General features: G+C 70.4%; 17 protein-coding genes. 14 read left to right on the forward strand and 3 right to left on the reverse strand.

The window, feature by feature from the left end; genetic code table 11:
* Window positions 1-553 (reverse strand): hypothetical protein (locus tag VGD44_RS00490; RefSeq protein WP_331082740.1); only part of this gene is annotated, 553 nt, incomplete at its 3' end.
* A 129-nt stretch (window positions 554-682) separates the two neighbouring features.
* Here VGD44_RS00490 and VGD44_RS00495 point away from each other — a divergent pair.
* Genes VGD44_RS00495 through VGD44_RS00510 form a run of 4 tightly spaced genes read left to right on the forward strand, consistent with a single transcriptional unit; the run spans window position 683 to window position 6,039 of the window.
* Window positions 683-3,325, forward strand: a complete 2,643-nt coding sequence (locus tag VGD44_RS00495; RefSeq protein WP_331082742.1) for a hypothetical protein — start codon at window positions 683-685, stop codon at window positions 3,323-3,325.
* On the forward strand, window positions 3,315-4,418 hold the full coding sequence (locus VGD44_RS00500) for a hypothetical protein (RefSeq protein WP_331082744.1): 1,104 nt from the start codon (window positions 3,315-3,317) through the stop codon (window positions 4,416-4,418). Before VGD44_RS00495 ends, VGD44_RS00500 begins: the two co-directional genes overlap by 11 nt.
* Window positions 4,415-4,804 carry a hypothetical protein gene (locus VGD44_RS00505; RefSeq protein WP_331082746.1) on the forward strand — a complete coding sequence of 130 codons (390 nt, stop codon included), beginning with the start codon at window positions 4,415-4,417 and terminating at the stop codon, window positions 4,802-4,804. The genes VGD44_RS00500 and VGD44_RS00505 overlap by 4 nt, the downstream gene beginning before the upstream one ends.
* Window positions 4,801-6,039 (forward strand): hypothetical protein, encoded by a 1,239-nt coding sequence (locus VGD44_RS00510; protein ID WP_331082748.1) that lies wholly within the window; start codon window positions 4,801-4,803, stop codon window positions 6,037-6,039. The genes VGD44_RS00505 and VGD44_RS00510 overlap by 4 nt, the downstream gene beginning before the upstream one ends.
* Here the strand turns inward: VGD44_RS00510 and VGD44_RS00515 are convergent.
* A complete protein-coding gene (locus VGD44_RS00515; protein ID WP_331082750.1) occupies window positions 6,016-6,348 on the reverse strand; it encodes an STAS domain-containing protein in 333 nt (110 codons plus the stop codon). The two genes, VGD44_RS00510 and VGD44_RS00515, sit on opposite strands and share 24 nt — an antisense overlap.
* A 96-nt stretch (window positions 6,349-6,444) precedes the next feature.
* On the opposite strand from VGD44_RS00515, the gene VGD44_RS00520 reads away from it, so the two are divergent.
* From VGD44_RS00520 to VGD44_RS00540, 5 genes are all read left to right on the forward strand, one after another.
* Window positions 6,445-6,843, forward strand: a complete 399-nt coding sequence (locus tag VGD44_RS00520; protein WP_331082752.1) for an ATP-binding protein — start codon at window positions 6,445-6,447, stop codon at window positions 6,841-6,843.
* A 52-nt stretch (window positions 6,844-6,895) separates the two neighbouring features.
* Window positions 6,896-7,348 (forward strand): SET domain-containing protein-lysine N-methyltransferase, encoded by a 453-nt coding sequence (locus tag VGD44_RS00525; RefSeq protein ID WP_331082754.1) that lies wholly within the window; start codon window positions 6,896-6,898, stop codon window positions 7,346-7,348.
* On the forward strand, window positions 7,345-8,580 hold the full coding sequence (locus VGD44_RS00530) for a hypothetical protein (RefSeq protein WP_331082756.1): 1,236 nt from the start codon (window positions 7,345-7,347) through the stop codon (window positions 8,578-8,580). The genes VGD44_RS00525 and VGD44_RS00530 overlap by 4 nt, the downstream gene beginning before the upstream one ends.
* 92 nt (window positions 8,581-8,672) lie before the next feature.
* Window positions 8,673-9,377 carry a TorF family putative porin gene (locus tag VGD44_RS00535; protein ID WP_331082758.1) on the forward strand — a complete coding sequence of 235 codons (705 nt, stop codon included), beginning with the start codon at window positions 8,673-8,675 and terminating at the stop codon, window positions 9,375-9,377.
* An 8-nt stretch (window positions 9,378-9,385) separates the two neighbouring features.
* A complete protein-coding gene (locus VGD44_RS00540) occupies window positions 9,386-10,330 on the forward strand; it encodes a glutaminase (RefSeq protein ID WP_331082759.1) in 945 nt (314 codons plus the stop codon).
* Window positions 10,331-10,479: 149 nt separating this feature from the next.
* On the opposite strand, the gene VGD44_RS00545 is transcribed toward VGD44_RS00540, so the two are convergent.
* Entirely contained in the window at window positions 10,480-11,301 is an 822-nt protein-coding gene (locus tag VGD44_RS00545; RefSeq protein ID WP_331082761.1) for an enoyl-CoA hydratase-related protein, read from the reverse strand.
* Window positions 11,302-11,434: 133 nt separating this feature from the next.
* Between VGD44_RS00545 and VGD44_RS00550 the strand changes: the two genes are divergently transcribed.
* The 5 genes from VGD44_RS00550 to VGD44_RS00570 form a co-directional block, all read left to right on the forward strand.
* A complete protein-coding gene (locus VGD44_RS00550; protein WP_331082763.1) occupies window positions 11,435-12,184 on the forward strand; it encodes a VOC family protein in 750 nt (249 codons plus the stop codon).
* A 130-nt stretch (window positions 12,185-12,314) separates the two neighbouring features.
* Window positions 12,315-12,707, forward strand: coding sequence for a response regulator (locus tag VGD44_RS00555; protein ID WP_331082765.1), 393 nt, complete (start codon window positions 12,315-12,317; stop codon window positions 12,705-12,707).
* A gap of 218 nt (window positions 12,708-12,925) precedes the next feature.
* On the forward strand, window positions 12,926-17,563 hold the full coding sequence (gltB, locus tag VGD44_RS00560; protein ID WP_331082767.1) for a glutamate synthase large subunit: 4,638 nt from the start codon (window positions 12,926-12,928) through the stop codon (window positions 17,561-17,563).
* 22 nt (window positions 17,564-17,585) lie between these two features.
* Window positions 17,586-19,037 carry a glutamate synthase subunit beta gene (locus tag VGD44_RS00565; protein WP_331082769.1) on the forward strand — a complete coding sequence of 484 codons (1,452 nt, stop codon included), beginning with the start codon at window positions 17,586-17,588 and terminating at the stop codon, window positions 19,035-19,037.
* A gap of 452 nt (window positions 19,038-19,489) precedes the next feature.
* The coding region (locus VGD44_RS00570) for a hypothetical protein (protein WP_331082772.1) at window positions 19,490-20,087 on the forward strand (598 nt) is incomplete at its 3' end.

A 20,087-nucleotide genomic window follows, 5' to 3' on the forward strand; every position in this document is an offset into this window, starting at 1 on the left:
CCACGACGTACATGCGCGTGTCGACGCCGCGGACGGGCAGGTAGAGCGAGCGGAAGCGGCCGAACTCGTCCTGGTACTCTTCGAACCGCGGCTTGCCGTCGTCGAAGCTGTTGAGGAGCGCGGCCGGGGCGGAGTCGTACAGGGCGAAGAACGGCACCTCCTGGCGCCGCTCGATCTCGCGGTCCGTGGCGCTGGTCGAGACCGTGCGGATCTCGTCGCCGAACTTCATGTAGGTGTAGACGTAGACGAGGTCCGAGCGCTTGGCGAAGCGCGACAGGCGGTACTGCAGCCGGCGGTACTCCTCGCGCGGGATCGAATCGGGGCCGATGATCCGGGCGTGGTACTGGTCGGGGACGATCTCGTTGACGGCCAGGACGGCGGTCGTCAGCCGGCCGTCGATGCCGGCCATGATGGCGGCGCGGTCGACCTCGTACAGCACAACGGAATAGGCGACGGCCGCCACCAGGTTCAGCGCGCCCAGCAGCAGCAACAGCTGCGTCTTCAGGCGGAATCGCCGCCGTCGCTTGGGCGCATCTGCTGCGGGATCGGTCATCGCGCTTTGAGGGGCCCGTGGCGGTCGTTCGGAAATTTGAAGCTAGTCTATAGAGAATACCCACGGGGCGTTAACGAGCCCTAGAGCCTGTCGGCTTCATTGCCAGATAGGTCAGGGTCGGGGGAAAGATTGCAGGCGCTGCTGAACCGCGTGTTCAAGGTCGAGCCGGGGGAGTGGCCGAAGCTCCTGCAGTTCGGCCTGTTCGGGCTGTTGCTGCAGACCGGCATGGGCGTGGGCTTCGCGGCGGGCGACGCGGCGTTCCTGACCCACGTGGGCGCCGACAAGCTGCCGGTGATCTTCCTGCTCACCCCGGTGGTGATGCTGGTCTACACGGCGGTGTTCTCGTACCTCCTGGTCCGCTTCTCGATCGACCGGGTGGTCGAGGCCACGCTGGGCCTGCTGATCGCCGGTGGGGCGGTGCTGTGGGCCCTGATCGAGATCGGGCTGCCCAAGCCCTGGGACACCACGCTGTACTACGCGCTGAAGCTGTACCTGGCGATGTGGTACATCGGGCTCTACACGCTGTTCTGGAACTTCACCGACACCTACTTCGACATCCAGGACGCCAAGCGGCTCTTCCCACTATTCGCCGCCTTCTGCGCCCTGGGCACGACGCTGGGCGCGCTGATCGTCAGCCTGTTCGCCAACGTCCTGCCGATGCACGCCTTCATGCTGGTCTGGGCCGGGGTGGCCGTGGCGACGGCCCCGATGGCGCTCCTGCTGCGGCGCCGCTGGCGGCGGATCGCCGACACCGACACCGACCTCGACGGCGAGAGCACGGACGTGCGCACCCAGGCGCTGCGCGTGGTGCGGACGTTCCGCACCTCGCCCTACGCCGTGGCCCTGGTGCTGACGCTGTTCGTCACCCTGCTGATGACCAACCTCGCCGAGTTCCAGTATTCGACGGTGCTGCAGAAGGGCCGCAGCGAGGCGGAGCTCGCCGGGCTGTTCGGCCGCCTCTACGCCGCGACCAACGTGTTCAACCTGGTGGTCTGCCTCTTCGTGTTCAACCGGCTGGTGACGCGGGCGGGTGTGCGCAACGTGGCGCTGGTCCTGCCGCTGACCTACTTCGCGGTCTTCGCCTACTTCTTCATGGCGGGGGGCGAGCCGGCGGCCTTCGCGGCGTTCTTCGCCTATCACGGCGTGCTCACATCGATCGAGTACAACAACCAGAACCTGCTCTTCAACGCGACGCCGTCGGCGGTGAAGCGGCCGTTCCGGACCGTTGTCGAGGGCCTGGCCGAGCCGCTGGCGAGCCTCCTGGCGGGCGGCTTCCTGCTGCTGGCGGCCAGGCACTCCGACATGCGCGAGCTCTCGGGCATCGGCGTGGTGCTGGGCGCGGGGCTGGTCGGCGTGGTGATGGCGCTGCGGCACTACTACCCGGGCGCCATGGAGGCGAACATGCGCCGGGGCTGGCTGAACTTCGGCGACCCCGACATCGCCACGCCCGTCTTCGACGCCCAGGCCACCGAGGTGCTGAAGGCCAAGGCGGCGGAGCCGGACTCGGGCACCGCGGCGGCGGCCCGTTGGCTGCTCCACGCCCACGCGACGAAGCCCCCGGCGCACCCGGCCGCCGAGGAGGAGGAGTCCGAGGCGACGAAGGCGTTCGCCGCCAAGCTCGCCGACCCGTCGCCGTCGGTGCGGAAGTATGCGCTGCAGGCGCTCGTGAGCGTGGTCGGGCCGGGCGACATCGGCCTAGTGGGCCCACTGGTCGAGAACCTGCCGGTGATGGATCGCACGAGCCGCCGCACGATCCTGGAGCTGCTGGCGGCGATCGGCGACGTGGAGGCGGTCCCGCAGATCCTGGCGGCGGCCGCGCAGCTCAGCCCGCGCGAGCTGCGCGCGGCCGAGGCCGTGCTGGTGGGTTTCGGCGAGGCGGCGATCCCGCGGCTGATGCAGGCGTTGCGCAACTACCAGACGCCCTACCGTGCGCGCTCGATGGCGGCCCGGGCGCTCTCGACGCTCAGCCACGCCCAGTTCATGTCGCAGCTGGACCGGCTGGTGCGCGAGGAGCTGGGCGAGACCGGCCCCCGGCTGGCCGTCGCCCAGCGGTTCGAGGCCGAGGCCCACCGGTCGCCGGCCATGTCGCTGCTGGCCCACGCCTACCGTCAGCGGATCGGGGAGTCGGTGGACTTCACGCTCGAGCTGCTGGCCCTGGGCGGCCTCTTGCCGGACTTCGACCTCTTGATCGTCTCGCTGCACTCGGCGAACCCGAAGGTGCGGGGCAACGCCATCGAGGCGATCGCGGCCGGCGTCGACCACACCACCTGGCGGAAGCTGGAGCCTCTGGTGAACCGCCGCGAGGTGGCGACCGGCGGGGCCGGCGGAGAACTGGCGGCGCTGCTCAAGGAGGTCGTCGACACGACCCATGGCTTCGAAGCCGCCGCGGCGGCCCAGGCGCTGCGCGACCTCGTGCCCGAGGGGGAGCTGGCGGCGCACCTGCGCGGCGCCATCGAGCCGGGCCTGTCCGACATCTTCCGCGACAGCTACGCCCGCCTGCTGGGCCTTCCGGGCGCGGACCGGCCGACGGTGGTGGACCTGGTGGCGGCGATCCGCGAACGGCCTGAGTTCGCGGCCGCGTCCACAGACGCCCAGGTGGCGCTGGCCGAACGGGTGACCTCGGAGCCGGCGGCGCGCAAGCCGCTGGAGCTGTCGGCTGGCGGCCGGTCGTGGTGGCTCTCGCGACCCGACATCGACGAGGTGGCCGCGCGCTACCCGGACCTCGCGCTCACCATGCTCAAGGTCCAGGACGGTCGCGCCTATGCAGCCTGAGGGGACTCCCATCAAGACGCTGCTCTGGCGCACCTTCACGCCGGCGATCGTGGTGCTGGCGATCGGCCTGGGCGCGCTGGTCTACACGCGGCTCTACGACAGCATCCTGGACGGGTTCTCGCGCAAGCTCGTGACCACGAGTGCGCTCACGGGCGCCCTGATCGACCCCGCCGACCACGACTTCCTGATCCAGGCCGCCAAGGTCCGGGCGCCGGCCGAGTCGGTGGAAGCGATGGGTCCGTACCTGCGCAACGTGCAGCCGATGCGCCGAATCCGCCGCGAGCTGCAGCTGACCTACCTCTATTCCCAGGTGCTGGGCGGGACGAAGGACGTGATCTACGTCCTCGACGCCACCGAGGGCGACGAGCACTCGGCCATCGGCTCGGAGGACGAGCTGACCGCCGAGACCCGGACCGGCCTGCGCAGGGCCACGGCGGACGGGTCGATCTATGTCTCGCCCATCGAATTCCAGGAGCAGTGGGGCCTCCTGAAGACCGCCGCGGCGCCGGTGCGCGACCGCCAGGGCAGGATCGTGGCCACGGCGGGTGCGGACGTGAACATCTCGGTGATCGAGGTGGCGACGCAGAACGCGCTGCTGGTCAGCGCCCTGATCGGCGTGGTCTCGCTGCTGGCCTCGGCGCTGGTGACGCTGCAGATCGTGCGCCACGTGGCCCAGCCCATCGAGGCGCTGAAATCCGAGGCGTTGCGCATCGCCGCCGGCGACCGCGCCCCGCCGGCCGAGACCGCGGCCCCGAAGGAAGTGCGCCACCTGCGCGTCTCCATAGCCGAGCTGGCGGGCCACCTGATCGCATCGATGCGAACGGCCTGGTCCGAGACGCTGGCCCACGACCGCGCGCGCAACGTGGCGGTGCTGGAAGCGGCGCTGGGGCCGGCCGAGCCGGTGGTGCTGCTGGGCGGCAAGGGCGGGCGGATCGTCTGGCGGCCCGCCGACGACGGCCTGGACGCGCGGCTGGAGCGTCGGGCGATGTCGGGGTTGGCGGAACGCTTCGCAGCCGACCGCAAGCTTGCCGCCCGCTGGCCCGTGCTGGCGGTGGCGCAGCACGGGACGGTCGCCGAGGAGGCCGCGGCGTGATCGGGGCCGAGGTCGTCCAGCGCCTGTTCGCCCTGCGCGGCGTGGGCCCCTTCCAGCGGCTCGAGGACACCGAGCTGCTGCTGATCGCGCGCCACGCCCGCGCCCGCAGTTTTGCGCCGGGCAAGCTGGTCCTGCCGGCCGGCGTGGTTCCCGAGGCGTTGTTCGTGACGGTCGAAGGCGGCGCCCTGGCGGACGGCGTACCGGCGCCGGTCGTGTTCGATGCGCCGGGACTGCTGTTCGGCCTGGCGACGCCCGCCGAGCATGTCGCGGGGCCGGACGGCCTGGAGGCCCTGGTCGTCGCCAAGCCACACGTCTTCACCATCGCCCGTGAATGCCCGGAGTTCGTGGTGGGCCTGCGCGACCTCTCCGAGCGGCGCGGCCGATGACCATCCGCCGCGCCTTCCTGCTGCTGGTCGTGCCGTTGTTCCTGCTGCTGGCCGGCGTGAACGGCGCGCTGGTCTACTTCTGGGAGCGGGCTGAGGCCGAGCGCGGGCTGGAGGGACAGGCGATCGCGGCGGCGGTCACCGTGGCGGCCTTCGCCGACACGCACGACCTCGCCAACGCCCTGGCCGACCCGGTGCGGGCCGCCGGCCTGAGGAGCGCCGCGACGCACGTGACCGGCCTCACCGCGCTCTATCTCGTGGACGCCGAGGGGCGGGCCTCGCCTGTAGTGGGCGCCGCTCCCGCGGGCCGGTCGCCGTACGCGCGGCCGGTCGCCCCCGCGGCCTTACCGGTGGCGGTCGACGCCGCCGGGCGCCAGCACATCACCGGCCTCGCGCCCGTGGAGGGCGGCCGGTTCGTGGTGGCCCAGATCGACGCGGCCCCGCTCATCGCCGAGGTGGCCGAGCTGCGGCGGCTGGTGGCCGGGCTGGTCGTCGGCGCCGGACTCGTGGGCCTGGTGCTGGCCCTGGCCATCGCCCAGGGCATCGTCCGCGAGCTGGCGGGCTCGGGCGCCTTGATCCAGGCGATCCGCACCGATGCGCCGGTCAGCGAGGCCGAGGGTTTTCGAATCCGCGAGACCCGCGACCTGGCGCTGGCCGTGCGGCTGATGCGGACCAGCGTCGCCGGGCGGCTGGCGCGCGGCCGTCACGAACTGGCCCGGCGCGACCGCGAACGGGACGAGGCCGCCAGCGCCGCGGCCCAACACGAGACGGCCTTCCCGCCGCTTGCGCTCGAGGCGGCCGGCGGGGCGCTGGCCGTGCGCATGCTGGGGCGCGGCTCGTCCGGCCGCTTCTATGCCCACTGCGAGGCTGACGGCCGTGCAGGACTGGTGTTGGGCGAGTGCGCGGCCGAGACCCCGGCGACGGCCCTGGCCCAGGCGCTGGCCGCGCGGCGCTACTTCGAGGCCCACCTGTTGGACGGCGCGCCGGAGGCCTGCATCGCCGAGGGCTGCAGCGTGTTCGGCGTCGGCCGCGTCGCCTGGCGCGTCTGGACCGCGACCGAGCCGCCCGCTGCAGGTGCGCCGGCGCTGCTGGACGGAGACAACGCCGCCCGGGCCGAGGCGTACGTCGCCCGCGCCGCGGGGCTCACGCCCGCGCAGGTGCTGGAGGACCTCGTGACGCTGCTCGAGGCCGAAGGCGTCCTGGCGGTGGTGCGATCAGCCGAGGGCGGCGAGCGCTGACTCCAGATCGGGCTCGATGGCGAAGAGGCCAGTGAAACCCGAGATGTCGAACACCTCGCGCACCGACTCCGAAAGCCCGGCGAGGACCAGCTTGTGCCCGCCCGACCGCGCCGCCTTCGCGCCGATGAGCAGCACCCGCAGGCCCGCGGACGAGACGTACGGCACGTCCGACAGGTTCACGACCACCTTGTCGTTCGCCTGGATCCGCGCCGGCAGCACCGCCTCGAGCGCGCCTGCCGAACTGGAGTCGAGCCGGCCCGACGCCTGGATCACCAGGGTCCCGCCGCGGGTCTGTTCACTGATCTGCATGGGCGCCCCTCACGATCCCGACGCCCGAGTATCCGGGCGTTTGCGATAATTGGCCACGCGACTAGAGTGGCCGCGTTGAGTCCCCGCAAGGGCGATATGGCCGCCGACTTCTCCCATACGCTCTCCGGCGGCAGGACTGGCCTTCCAACCCTGCTGGACGCCCTGGAAGCGCACCTCCTCAAGGCGGGCGCGTCGATGTCGGCCGTCAGCGCCGTGATGGTCGCCGCCGACGAGGTGCTGAGCAACGCCCTGGACCACAGCGGCGCCCAGGCGATCACGGTGACGGCGGCTGTACGTGGGGGTCGCGTGATGGTCGAAGTGGCGGACGACGGCGCGCCATTCGACCCCACATTGGCGCCCGCACCCGACACCAGCCTCCCGGTCGGCGAGCGCCAGATCGGCGGCCTTGGCGTGCATCTGGTGCGGCAGCTGATGGACGAGGTGCGCTACGAGCGGGTCGACGGACACAACAAGCTGAGCTTTTCGAAGTCTTAGGACTTCATGTCGCCTTCTCGACGAAGCCGCGGCAAGGCATCCTAGAGTTGAAATGGCTCTCCCCCGCGAATCACTCATCGAGGACGATGAAGCGCTTGAGGTGCTGGACGCCTCGGCAAAACACGGCCTGGGCGTGCGCACGCTGGTCCCGCGGCAGGCGGGGGCGGTGGTGCACCACTTCACCGGCGTGATCACCCCGGAGCTGCGCCTGCACAGCCTGCAGGTCAGCGAGCACCTGCACATCGCCGAGACCAGGTTCATCGGTTTTCTGTCGCACAGCTGCGACCCAAACTGCCGGCTCGACATGCAGCGCTTCGAGCTGCAGGCGCTGACGGACGTCGAGGCGGACGGGCTGCTGACCATCGACTATGCAGCGACCGAGGACGTGCTCTACCGCCAGTTCGAGTGCCATTGCGGCGCGCCTGCCTGCCGGCGCTGGATCACCGGCCGGGCCGAGGCGCCGAACGCCGAAGGGCGGGCGTACCTGGCGTCGATCGGCCGGTGAGCGCGCTGCCTGCCGAGCGGCTGCAGCCTCGGTTCTGGTGGTCGCGCGACGACCTCGACTACGTGGACGGGCGGCTGCACTTCGCGGGCGGCGACGTGGCGGCGCTGGCCGACGCGGTCGAGGGGCCGCTGTTCCTGTACGGCCAGGCGCGGGTGGCGGCGAACCTGGCGCGGCTGCAGGGCGCCCTGGCCGGCGTCGGGCGGCCCACACGTGTGTACTACGCCATGAAGTCGAACCGGCACGTTCCGCTGCTGGAGGCGATGGCGCGCTGGGGCCGCAGCGGCATCGACGCCTGTTCGCCCGACGAGGTTGACCGCGCGCTCGCCGCGGGGTTCGCGGCCGCCAACATCAGCTTCACCGGGACCGCCGTCTCGAACCGCGACCTCAGCCGGCTGCTGGCGCACCCGGAGCTGACGATCAACTGCGACAGCGTGGGCCAGATCCGCCGGATCGGCGAGCGCGCGCCGGGCCGCGCCATCGGCATCCGGGTCAATCCCGAGCGCGGCACGGGCTACGGCGGCAGCGAGCGGCTGACTTACGCGGGGTCTGCGGCCACCAAGTTCGGGATCTACCGCGCGCAGTGGGGCGAGGCGCTGGCGACGGCGCGGGCGTACGGCCTGAAGGTCACGTCGCTGCATTTCCACGTGGGCTGCGGCTACCTGACGACCGAGCTCGACGCGTGGGACGCGGCGGTTGGCGCGGCCCGGGGCTTCCTGGACGACGCGCCGGACGTGACGGCGGTGAACGTCGGGGGCGGCCTGGGCCTGCCGCACCGCGAGGGCGACCGGCCGCTGGACCTCGCCCGCTGGGCGGCCATCCTCGCCCGCCACTTCCGGGGCCGCGACGTGACCGTGGCGGTCGAGCCCGGCGACTACCTGGTCAAGGACGCCGGCGTCCTGGTGCTGGGCGTGGTGGACGTGGAGACGAAGCGCGACACCACCTTCGTGAGCGTCGACGGCGGCTTCAACCTCGCGCCCGAGCCCGTCTACTACGACCTGCCCTGCGAGCCGGCGGCCTGCACGCCGCGCAGCTTCGACGCGGCGTCGTGGCGGCCGGTCACCATCGCCGGCAACATCAACGAGGCGCTCGACACCTGGGCGCAGGACAAGCCGATGCCCCCGCTGGCCGAGGGCGACCGGATCGCCTTCCTGAACGCCGGCGGCTACGGCGCCGCGATGAGCTCGAACCACTGCATGCGCGGCGCCTTCACGGAGATGCTGCTCAGCGGCTGATAGAGGGGTGCAGGCAGGTTCGGCGCACCCCGCCAAGCTTCCGTTAAGTGTGTTGCGTGCTGACTGTGGTCCTCGCTTCCGAAGGATTCGGCATGAGCCCCCGCAAGACCGTCGCCCCCCTCGCCGCAGGGATCGCCGCCGCCTTCTACGCGCTGGCCGCCGGCCCGGCGCTCGCCCAGGACGAGGGGATCGACGTCGAGTTCAACTTCGGCGCGGCCACCGACTATGTGTTCCGCGGTGTCAGCAACACCGACGAGAACCCGCAGATCTTCGGCGGCATCGACGCCACGGCGGGGCTCTTCTACGCCGGCGTCTGGGTCTCGAACGTCGACTACAACGACGGGACCGACGCCGAGTACGACCTCTACGCGGGCGTTACGCCGACGCTGGGCGCCATCTCGCTGGACTTCGGCGCGCTCTACTACGGCTACGTCGATGCGCCGTCGGGCGCCGACTACGACTATCTCGAGCTGCAGGCCAAGGCCTCGGTCCCGGTCGGCCCGGCGACGCTGGGCGCGGGCTTCTACTACGTGCCCGACAGCTACGGCCACGTGGACCACTCGGCCTACTACGAGGTGAACGGCGAGTACGCGATCGGCGAGAAGTGGTCGCTGAGCGCCGCCCTGGGCCGCCAGACGTTCGACGGGCCCGGCGACTACACCACCTGGAATGCGGGCGTCGGCTACCAGCTCACCGACAACCTGGGCTTCGACCTGCGCTACCACGACACCGACAAGCACAGTTTCGGTGACACCTACGACAGCCGGGTGGTTCTCAGCGCCAAGGTGACGTTCTAGCTTCGGGCATGGCCGAAGCTCAGAACCTCCCCCCGAGCCTGCAGGAGACCGTCGCCGCCGTCGGGCGCGAGATGGACGCCCATCGGGGCGAGGGGAAGGTCGCCGACTACATCCCCGCGCTGGCGCGGGTCGACGCCAACCGCTTCGGCATGGCCGTGATCACCGTCGACGGCGAGACGGCCGAGTACGGCGACGCCTGGATGCCGTTCTCCATCCAGAGCATCTCCAAGGTCTTCACCCTGACCATGGCGCTGGAGCGGCTGGGCGAGGCGCTGTGGGCGCGCGTGGGCCGGGAGCCTTCGGGGTCGCGGTTCAACTCCATCGTCCAGCTCGAGGCCGAGAGGGGCGTGCCGCGGAATCCCTTCATCAACGCCGGCGCCATCGTGGTGACCGACGCGGTGCTGGCGAAGCGGACCTCGGCCGAGGCGATCGCCGACATCCGCGACACGCTGCGCCGCCTGGCCGACAACGACACCATCGACATCGACAAGGAGGTGGCGACCTCCGAAGCGGCGACCGGCTTCCGCAATTACAGCCTCGCCAACTTCATGCGCGGCTTCGACAACCTGCAGAGCCCCGTGGAGGAGGTGCTGCAGACCTACTTCCACCAGTGCTCGCTACGGATCACCTGCCGCCAGCTGGCGCGGGCGGGCCTGTTCCTGGCGAAGGAGGGGCTGGACCCGCTGACCGGCGAGCAGGTCGCCACGCCCGAGCACGCGCGGCGGATCAACGCCATCATGATGACCTGCGGCCACTACGACGCCTCGGGCGAGTTCGCCTTCCAGGTGGGCCTGCCGGGCAAGAGCGGCGTCGGCGGCGGCATCCTCACCGTCGTGCCCGATCGCGCGGCGGTGGCGGTCTGGTCGCCGGGCCTGAACGAGGTGGGCAACAGCCAGGTCGGGACGCTCGCCCTGGAAAAGCTCGCGACCCGCATGGGCTGGAGCGTGTTCTGAAAGGCCGCGAAGCGGCGCCGTCGCTTTGATTGTCCACGGAAACACACGGAAGGACACGGACGCGCAGCTTCGCCTTCCGTGTGTTTCCGTGTGCTTCCGTGGATCTCCTTCTTCCTGAGCAACGATCGCCCGCTGCGCGGGCCGTCAGCTCACCTCCCCAGGAACACGGGTTCCCGCTTCTCGACGAAGGCGCGGGCGGCTTCCTGGTGGTCGTGGGTCTGGCTGCAGTGGACCTGGTGCGTGGTCTCGACGTCGAGGTACTCGTCCACGTCGGCGCCCATCAGCGCGCGGTTCAGGTTCTCCTTCATGTAGCGGAAGGCGACCGACGGGCCGGAGGCGAGCTTCTGCGCGATCTCCTTCGTGCGCGCCTCGAGCTCGTCGGGCTCGACCACCCAATTCACCAGCCCCAGGGCGAGCGCCTCATCGGCGGTGACGCGGTCGGAGAAGTAGAACAGCTCGCGCGCCTTGGCCGCGCCCACCAGCTTGGAGAGGAAGTAGCCGGCGCCGTAGTCGCCCGGGAAGCCCACCTTGGCGAAGGCCGTGGTCAGGATCGCGGTCCTGGCCATGATCCGCAGGTCGCAGGCGAGCGCGATGCCGAGACCCGCGCCCGCCGCCGCGCCGGGCAGGGCGGCGATGGTGGGCTTGGCCATCTTGAACAGCTTGCCCGAGGTGGCCTTCTGGCTGACCCGCTGGTTCTGCAGGCGGTCGTCCAGGCTGATCGGCTCGCCGCCGGTGTTGCGGCTGGCCATGCCCTTCACGTCGCCGCCGGCGCAGAAGCCCTTGCCGGCCCCGGTCACCACGATGCAGCGCACCGACGGCTCGAGCTCGGCCCAGGCCAGCTGTTGGCTCAGCGCGCTCAGCATCTCGCCGGAGAGCGCGTTGCGCGCCTCGGGGCGGTTCAGCGTCAGCGTCAGCACGCCGCCGTCCTGGCGGGCCAAAAGGTCGGTGGTTCCGGTGTCGATGTCGGCCATGGTCTGCATCCCTTCCTCTTGGGCGGGGACGATAGGCCCGGCGTCCGGCGGGCGGAAGGCGCCGCCCCGTAAGGCTTGACGGCCCCTGCGGCGGTTTCCGTAGTCTCTCGCCCAAAGAACCCGGAGGAAGACCATGCGCATCCGTCAGATCGCCCTGGTGGGCGAGGACCTCGCCGCGGCCAAGGCCGACATCGTCGATGTGCTGGGGCTGGGCGGCGACTACGCCGACCCGGGGGTGAAGAAGTACGGCCTGCACAACGCCGTCTGGCCGATCGGCGACACCTTCCTCGAGGTGGTCTCGCCCACCCAGGACGGCACCACGGCCGGCCGGCTGCTGGAGAAGCGCGGCGGCGACGGCGGCTACATGGTCATCCTGCAGGTCGACGACATCCAGGCGGCCCGCGAGCTGGCGACGTCCCAGGGCGTGCGCTTCGCCGACAAGTTCGATGGTGACGGCGTCCACTTCACCCACCTGCATCCCAAGGACGTGGGCGGGGCGATCCTGTCGTTGGACGAGATGGTCCCCTACGATCGCTGGGAGTGGGGCGGGCCGAACTGGAAGGCCAACGTCAAGACCGACGTCTCGTCGAAGATCGTGGGCGCCGAGCTGCAGGCCGACGATCCCGACGCCATGTCGAAGCGCTGGGCCGAGGTGCTGGGTCGCGAGCGCACCGGCGGCGGCGGCGCCTGGAAGATCCCGCTGGAGGGTGGCGAAATCCGCTTCTCCCCGGCGCGTGACGGCCGCGGCGAGGGCGTGGCGGCGTTCGACGTGGCGGTGCATGACCCCGAGGCGGTGCGCGCCAAGGCCAGGGCGCGCGGCCGGCTGGACGCCGACGGGAAGGTCAGCCTCTGCGGGACGCGGGTCGAGCTCGTGAAGGCCTGAACCTTTGCCGTGCGACGCGAGGACGCGCCGCAAAACCGAAAAAATACAGCGGCGGGCTTATAAACCTCAATCTAAGCTGCCGAGCAGGCGGCCGCCCGACGGCATGCCGACAGGCTTCGGAGCTTCCGGCATGCGGGTCCTTTTTGTCGAGGACAACGAGATCAACCGCCGCGTCGTGGGGGAGATGCTGCGGGCCGGCGGTTTCGACATGTCCGAAGCGGCGGACGGCGCATCCGGCCTGCAGATGATCGACGCCAACGAGTACGACCTGGTCCTCATGGACCTGCGCCTGCCGGGCATGGACGGCATGACCGCCATCCGCCACATCCGCGCGCGCGATGACGACAAGGCCCAGGTGCCGGTCATCGTGGTGACCGCCGACGGCGGCTCGACCATCGACGCCGACTGCAGGGCGGCGGGGGCCGACGACGTGATCCTGAAGCCCGTCTCGATGACCAACCTGTACGACACCATCGGGGCGCTGCTGGCGCGCCGCGGCCGCGATGGGGTGTTGGTGGCCTAAGCGCTACCGCACCGTCACGCCCCATCAGGGACGAGATCGCGCTGTCGATCACCGCCTTCTGATCGAACCATTAGAAAAGTTTACCCCTTCGAAGGGGCGCCCCCTATCGACAAGGCACGATCTTGCCGCTTAAAGGCCGAGCGAGGTGTGCGCACGACCCCTCGTGAGAGACGCGGGGCCGTGCTTGCGCGTGCACGACTGGAAGAAGACGGACGGCTATGGATCTGCCTGAGCGGCAAGGACTCTACGATCCCCGGAACGAGCACGATGCGTGCGGCGTGGGCTTTGTGGCGAACATCAAAGGCCGCAAATCGCACGAGGTGATCGAGGCCGGGCTTCAGATCCTGCTCAACATCGACCACCGCGGCGCGGTGGGCGCCGATCCGCTGGTGGGCGACGGCGCGGGCTGCCTGATCCAGATCCCCGACGGCCTCTATCGCGCTTGGGCCGAGGAGGAGGGCGTCGACCTGCCGCCGGCCGGCGAGTACGCGGTGGCCATGTGCTTCCTGCCGCAGGACGCGCTGGCGCGCGCCGCGGCGCTGGAGCAGTTCGAGCACTTCCTGCGCGTCGAGAAGCAGCCGCTGCTGGGCTGGCGCGACGTGCCTACCGACACCACGGGCCTGGGCGAGGCCGTGCTGGCCTCGATGCCGGTTATCCGCCAGGCGTTCATCGGCCGCGGCCCCAACGTGAAGGACCAGGACGGGCACGAGCGCAAGCTGCTGGCGGTGCGCAAGCAGTTCCAGAACCCGCTGGCCGAAGTGGCCGCCAAGCGCGGCCTGCCGGCGCTGACCCAGGTCTACATGCCGTCGTTCTCGACCCGGACGGTGGTCTACAAGGGCCTGTTGCTCGCCCACCAGGTGGGCAGCTTCTACAAGGACCTCAAGGACGAGCGCTGCGAGAGCGCGCTGGCGCTGGTGCACCAGCGGTTCTCGACCAACACCTTCCCGTCCTGGAGGCTCGCGCACCCCTACCGGTTCATCGCCCACAACGGTGAGATCAACACCGTCCGCGGCAACGTGAACTGGATGAACGCCCGCCGGCGCACGCTGGAAAGCGACCTGCTGGGGCCCGACCTCAACAAGATGTGGCCGCTCATCCCGCACGGGCAGTCGGACACCGCGTGCCTGGACAACGCGCTGGAGCTGCTGGTCGCCGGCGGCATCCCGATGGTGCAAGCCATGATGATGCTGATCCCGGAGGCCTGGGCCGGCAATCCGCTCATGGATTCAAAGCGCAAGGCCTTCTACGAGTACCACGCCGCGCTGATGGAGCCGTGGGACGGCCCGGCCGCCGTGGCCTTCACCGACGGGCGGCAAATCGGCGCCACCTTGGACCGCAACGGCCTGCGCCCCGCCCGTTTCGTGATCACTGACCAGGACCATGTGGTGATGGCCTCGGAGGTCGGCGTGCTCGACATCCCGGAGGAGCGGATCGTCCGCAAGTGGCGGCTCCAGCCCGGCAAGATGCTGCTCATCGACATGGAAGAGGGCCGCATCATCGAGGACGAGGAGATCAAGCGAACCCTCGCCGAGGCCGAGCCCTACGAGGAGTGGCTGGCCGAGACCCAGTTCAAGCTCGAGGAGCTGAAGCTCGAGGGCGTGGCCGGCGAGCCCGGCCCCAACGACCCCGACACCCTGCTCGATCGCCAGCAGGCGTTCGGCTACACCCAGGAGGACTTGGCGTTCTTCCTCGAGCCGATGGGCAAGGACGGCGACGACCCGGTCGGCTCCATGGGCCACGACACGCCCATCGCCGTGCTCTCGAACCGCGCCAAGCTTCTCTACGAGTACTTCAAGCAGAACTTCGCCCAGGTCACGAACCCGCCCATCGACCCGATCCGGGAAGAGCTGGTGATGAGCCTAGTCTCGATGATCGGGCCGCGTCCGAACCTGCTGGGCCGCCAGGCCGGCACCCACAAGCGGCTCGAGGTGGCGCAGCCGATCCTCACCGACGAGGACCTGGCCAAGATCCGGGCGATCAACGAACTCCTGGACGGCGCCTTCCGCACGGCGACCATCGACATCACGTGGCCGATGGCCGAAGGCGCGAGCGGGCTCGAGGCGGCGATCCAGCGGATCTGCCGCGAGGCGACCGACTACGTCCTGGCCGACATGAACATCCTGATCCTGTCGGACCGGGAGACGTCGGTGGAGAGGATCCCGATCCCGGCGGCGCTGGCCACCGCGGCCGTGCACCACCACCTGATCCGCCAGGGCCTGCGCATGCAGACCGGTCTCGTGATCGAGACCGGCGAGGCGCGCGAGGTGCACCATTTCTGCGTGCTGGCGGGATATGGCGCGGAAGCCGTCAACCCCTACCTGGCGTTCCAGACGCTGGAACAGCTGCGGGTGAAGGACGGCCTGACGCTGTCGGCCTACGACGTGCGCAAGAACTACATCAAGGCCGTGGGCAAGGGCATCATGAAGGTGATGTCCAAGATGGGCATCTCAACCTACCAGTCCTACTGCGGCGCTCAGATATTCGACGCGGTCGGCCTCTCGTCCGACCTGATCGAGAAGTACTTCACGGGCACGGCCACCACGATCGAAGGCGTGGGCCTGGCCGAGATCGCCGAGGAGACGGTGCGCCGGCACCGCGACGCCTACGGCGACAACCCGATCTTCAAGTCCATGCTGGACGTCGGCGGCCAGTACGCCTGGCGCCTCCGCGGCGAGGCGCACGCCTGGACGCCGGAATCCATCTCGGGCCTGCAGCACGCCGTGCGCGGCAACATCCCCGCCGAGTACGAGAAGTTCGCCACCGCCATCAACGAGCAGTCGGAACGCCTGCTGACCCTGCGCGGCCTGATGCGCTTCAAGCCTGGCGAGACGCCCGTGCCGCTGGACGAGGTGGAGCCCGCCTCCGAGATCGTGAAGCGGTTCTCGACCGGCGCCATGAGCTTCGGCTCGATCAGCCGCGAGGCGCACACCACGCTGGCCATCGCCATGAACCGCATCGGCGGGCGGTCGAACACGGGCGAGGGCGGCGAGGAGCCCGACCGCTTCGTGCGCCTGCCGAACGGCGACTCGATGCGCTCGGCCATCAAGCAGGTGGCCTCGGGCCGCTTCGGGGTGACCGCCGAGTACCTGGTCAACGCCGACGACATCCAGATCAAGATGGCCCAGGGCGCCAAGCCCGGCGAGGGCGGCCAGCTGCCCGGGCACAAGGTGGACAAGAACATCGCCAAGGTCCGGCACTCGACCCCGGGCGTGGGCCTGATCAGCCCGCCGCCGCACCACGACATCTACTCGATCGAGGACCTTGCCCAGCTCATCCACGACCTGAAGAACGTCAATTCGCGCGCCCGCATCTCGGTGAAGCTGGTGTCGGAGGTGGGCGTCGGCACCGTGGCCGCGGGCGTGGCCAAGGCGCGCGCCGACCACGTGACCATCTCGGGCTTCGAGGGCGGCACGGGCGCCTCGCCGCTGACTTCGCTGACGCACGCGGGCTCGCCCTGGGAGATCGGCCTCGCCGAGACCCAGCAGACGCTGCTGTTGAACGGCCTGCGCACGCGTATCGCGGTGCAGGTGGACGGCGGCCTGCGCACCGGCCGCGACGTGGCCATCGGCGCGCTGCTGGGCGCCGACGAGTTCGGCTTCGCCACGGCGCCGCTGATCGCGGCCGGCTGCATCATGATGCGCAAGTGCCACCTCAACACCTGCCCGGTGGGCGTGGCGACCCAGGACCCGGTGCTGCGGGCGCGCTTCACCGGCCAGCCCGAGCACGTGATCAACTACTTCTTCTTCGTGGCCGAGGAGCTGCGCGCGATCATGGCGCAGATGGGCTTCCGCACGCTCAACGAGATGATCGGCCGGGTCGACCGCCTCGACATGGAGGAGGCCGTCGGCCACTGGAAGGCGCAGGGCATCGACCTGTCGCGGCTGCTCTACGCCAAGCCCGCCGAGGGCCAGGCGTGCCTCTGGAACAAGGACCGCCAGGACCACGGGCTGGAGAAGGCCCTGGACCACCAGTTCATCGCCGACAGCGCCGCGGCGCTGGAAAGGGGCGAGCCGGTGCGCGGCGAGTATGCGATCCGCAACGTCAACCGCACCGCGGGCGCCATGCTTTCGGGCGAGGTGGCCAAGCGCTACGGCCATGCCGGCCTGCCGGAAGACACGATCGCGCTGACCCTGCGGGGCACGGCCGGCCAGAGCTTCGGCGCCTTCCTGGCGCGCGGCGTGAGCCTGACCCTGATCGGCGACGCCAACGACTACGTCGGCAAGGGCCTGTCCGGCGGTCGCGTCGTCGTGCGCCAGCCGGCCGAGAGCCGCCGCGACCCGACCCGCAACATCGTGGTCGGCAACACGGTGCTCTACGGCGCCATCGCCGGCGAGGCCTATTTCGAGGGCGTGGCGGGCGAACGGTTCGCCGTGCGCAACTCGGGCGCCGTGGCGGTGGTCGAGGGCGTGGGCGACCACGGCTGCGAGTACATGACCGGCGGCGTGGTGGTGGTGCTGGGCGACACCGGCCGCAACTTCGCGGCGGGCATGAGCGGCGGCGTGGCGTACGTCTACGATCCGCGCAAGCGCTTCGAGCAGCTCTGCAACAAGGCCATGGTCGACCTGGACTGCGTCGAGGTCACGTCCCTCGGCGACGAGGACAACAAGCCGAGCCAGCGGTCGGTCGCGGTGGACAACGCCGGGATGGGCGACCTCCTGGGCCACGACGTCGAGCGGCTGCGTATCCTGATCGAGCGCCACCACCTGCACACGGGCAGCCGCCGGGCCTCCGAGATCCTGGAGAACTGGGACCAGGTGCTGCCGTCGTTCGTGAAGGTGATGCCGAAGGACTACCGCCGCGCGCTCACCGACATGGCCACCGAGCGCCGCGCCGCGGCCGCGGTCGCCGCCGAATAGCTTCAGACTGCTGGGGAAACAGATGGGTAAGCCGACCGGCTTTCTGGAGATCGAGCGCCACGACCGCGGCTATGCGCCCGTAGCCGAGCGCCTGAAACACTGGAAGGAATTCGTCCAGCCGCTGCCGCAGCCCGAGCTGCAGGCGCAGGCCGCGCGCTGCATGGATTGCGGGATTCCGTTCTGTCACCAGGGCTGCCCGGTGAACAACCAGATCCCGGACTTCAACGACCTCGTCTACGGCGGCCAGTGGCGCGAGGCGCTGGACAACCTGCAGTCCACCAACAACTTCCCAGAGTTCACCGGCCGGATTTGCCCCGCCCCCTGCGAGGCCTCGTGCACGCTGAACATCACGGACGCGCCGGTCACCATCAAGTCGATCGAGTGCCAGATCATCGACCGCGGCTGGGACGAGGGCTGGGTGGTCCCCGAGCCGTCGCCGCGCGGCACCGGCAAGCGGGTGGCGGTGGTCGGCTCCGGCCCGGCGGGCCTGGCCTGCGCCCAGCAGCTGGCGCGCGCCGGCCACGCCACGACCGTCTTCGAGAAGTCGGATCGTGTCGGCGGGCTGCTGCGCTACGGCATCCCTGACTTCAAGATGGAGAAGCACCTCATCGACCGGCGCGTCCGGCAGATGGAGGCCGAGGGCGTGATCTTCCGCACCAGCTTCGAGGTGGGCGGCATGGTCTCAGTGCAGCGCCTGCTCGACGACTACGACGTGCTGGTGATGGCCAACGGTGCCGAGGACCCGCGGAACCTCGAGGTTCCGGGCCGCGAGCTCTCAGGCATCCACTACGCCATGGAGTTCCTGACCCAGCAGAACAAGCGCAACGCGGGTGACAGCGAGGCCATCGCCGCGCCGGGCGGCACGATCTCGGCCAAGGGCAAGCACGTGGTCGTCATCGGCGGCGGCGACACCGGGAGCGACTGCATCGGCACGTCGAACCGGCAAGGCGCGGCCTCGGTCACCCAGCTCGAGATCATGCCGATGCCGCCCGAGCGCGAGAACAAGGCGCTGACCTGGCCCGACTGGCCGCTGAAGCTGCGCACCTCGTCGTCGCAGCAGGAAGGCGTGGAGCGCGACTTCTCGGTCATCACCAAGCGGGCGGTCGGCAAGGACGGCCAGGTCACCGCGCTCGAGTGCGCGCGCGTCGAGTGGGTGACCGGCGCGGACGGGCGCACACAGATGCGCGAGGCCGAAGGTTCCGGCTTCGAGCTGAAGGCCGACCTGGTGCTTCTGGCCATGGGCTTCCTGGGTCCGACGAAGGCCGGTGTCGTCGAGCAGAGCGGCGTCGAGCTGGACTCGCGCGGCAACGTGAAGGCCACAATGGCCAACTACCAGTCCTCGCAGTCCAACATCTTCGCCTGCGGCGACGCCCGCCGCGGCCAGTCGCTGGTGGTGTGGGCCATCCGCGAGGGCCGCCAGTGCGCCCGCGCGGTGGACGAGTTCCTGATGGGGACGTCGAAGCTGCCGCGGTAGCGGCGCCCCATTAGCCCTCCTCCTCGATGGAGGAGGGTTGGGTGAAAGTGTGGCCACCGAGTCGGCGGTGTGGCGCGCGTGGGCGTCGACACCAAACGCGCCTCGTCCTCCACCTCTCCGGGCACACCTCCATCCCCGGCCCTTCCTCCATCGAGGAGGAAGGGAGTTTGTAGTGCAAGTGGCCGACCCACGGCGCGGGACCCCGCGCAACGGACCCAGACAGCCCGACCCCGCCCGCCGGACCCGCACCCCCCGACCCGCGTCGCCCGACCCATCACGCCGCACCCGAGGCGGCGGACGGCGCATGCCCGACCGCGCTCGCCTGACTTCGCCCGCCCGACCCCCTCGGGCCGACGACACCGGGGCGACTTGAGGCAGGAGGTCGCAGGCTGGACCCTGCCATCCCGAGCTCGTTCGGCGGACAGCGCCGTTCGGAATGAGGAGAAGTCGTGATGCTCAACGAAGAGGACATGTTCGACGACCTCGCCTACGAGGAAGCCGAAGGCGCTGCGGACTCGTACGACGAATTCGACGAGGGCGATCAGTTCGACGAATTCGACGAAGGCGACGAATTCGACGAAGGGGACGAATTCGACGAAGGCGACGAGTTCGACGAAGGGGACGAAGGCGACGAGTTCGACGAGACGGACTCGTGGGACGAAGGCGACGAGTTCGACGAGGCGGACTCGTGGGACGAAGGCGACGAGGACGACGACTTCGACACCGTGGTCGCCCGTGCGCTGTCCGCCGAGGACTCGGACGAGTTCCTGCGCCGGATCGCCCGGGGCGCCCGCCGCGTCGCCGGCGCCGTCCGCCGGGGCGCCCGAACGGTGGGGCGCGTCGCCCGCGCCGCGGCGCCGATCCTGCGGGTCATTCCGCATCCGTACGCCCAGGCCGCGGCGCGGGTCGCCGGGGTCCTTGGCCGCCTGCGCGCCGAGGGAGCGTCGGAAGACGAGGCCCTGGACGCGATGGCCGAATACGCCACGCGCAACCCGCGCGCCCTGCCGGTGGTGGCGGGCCTCGCGGTCCGCGCCGCGACTCGCGGCGCCG

It is taken from the genome of Phenylobacterium sp. (assembly GCF_036402295.1).
Lineage (GTDB): Bacteria > Pseudomonadota > Alphaproteobacteria > Caulobacterales > Caulobacteraceae > Phenylobacterium.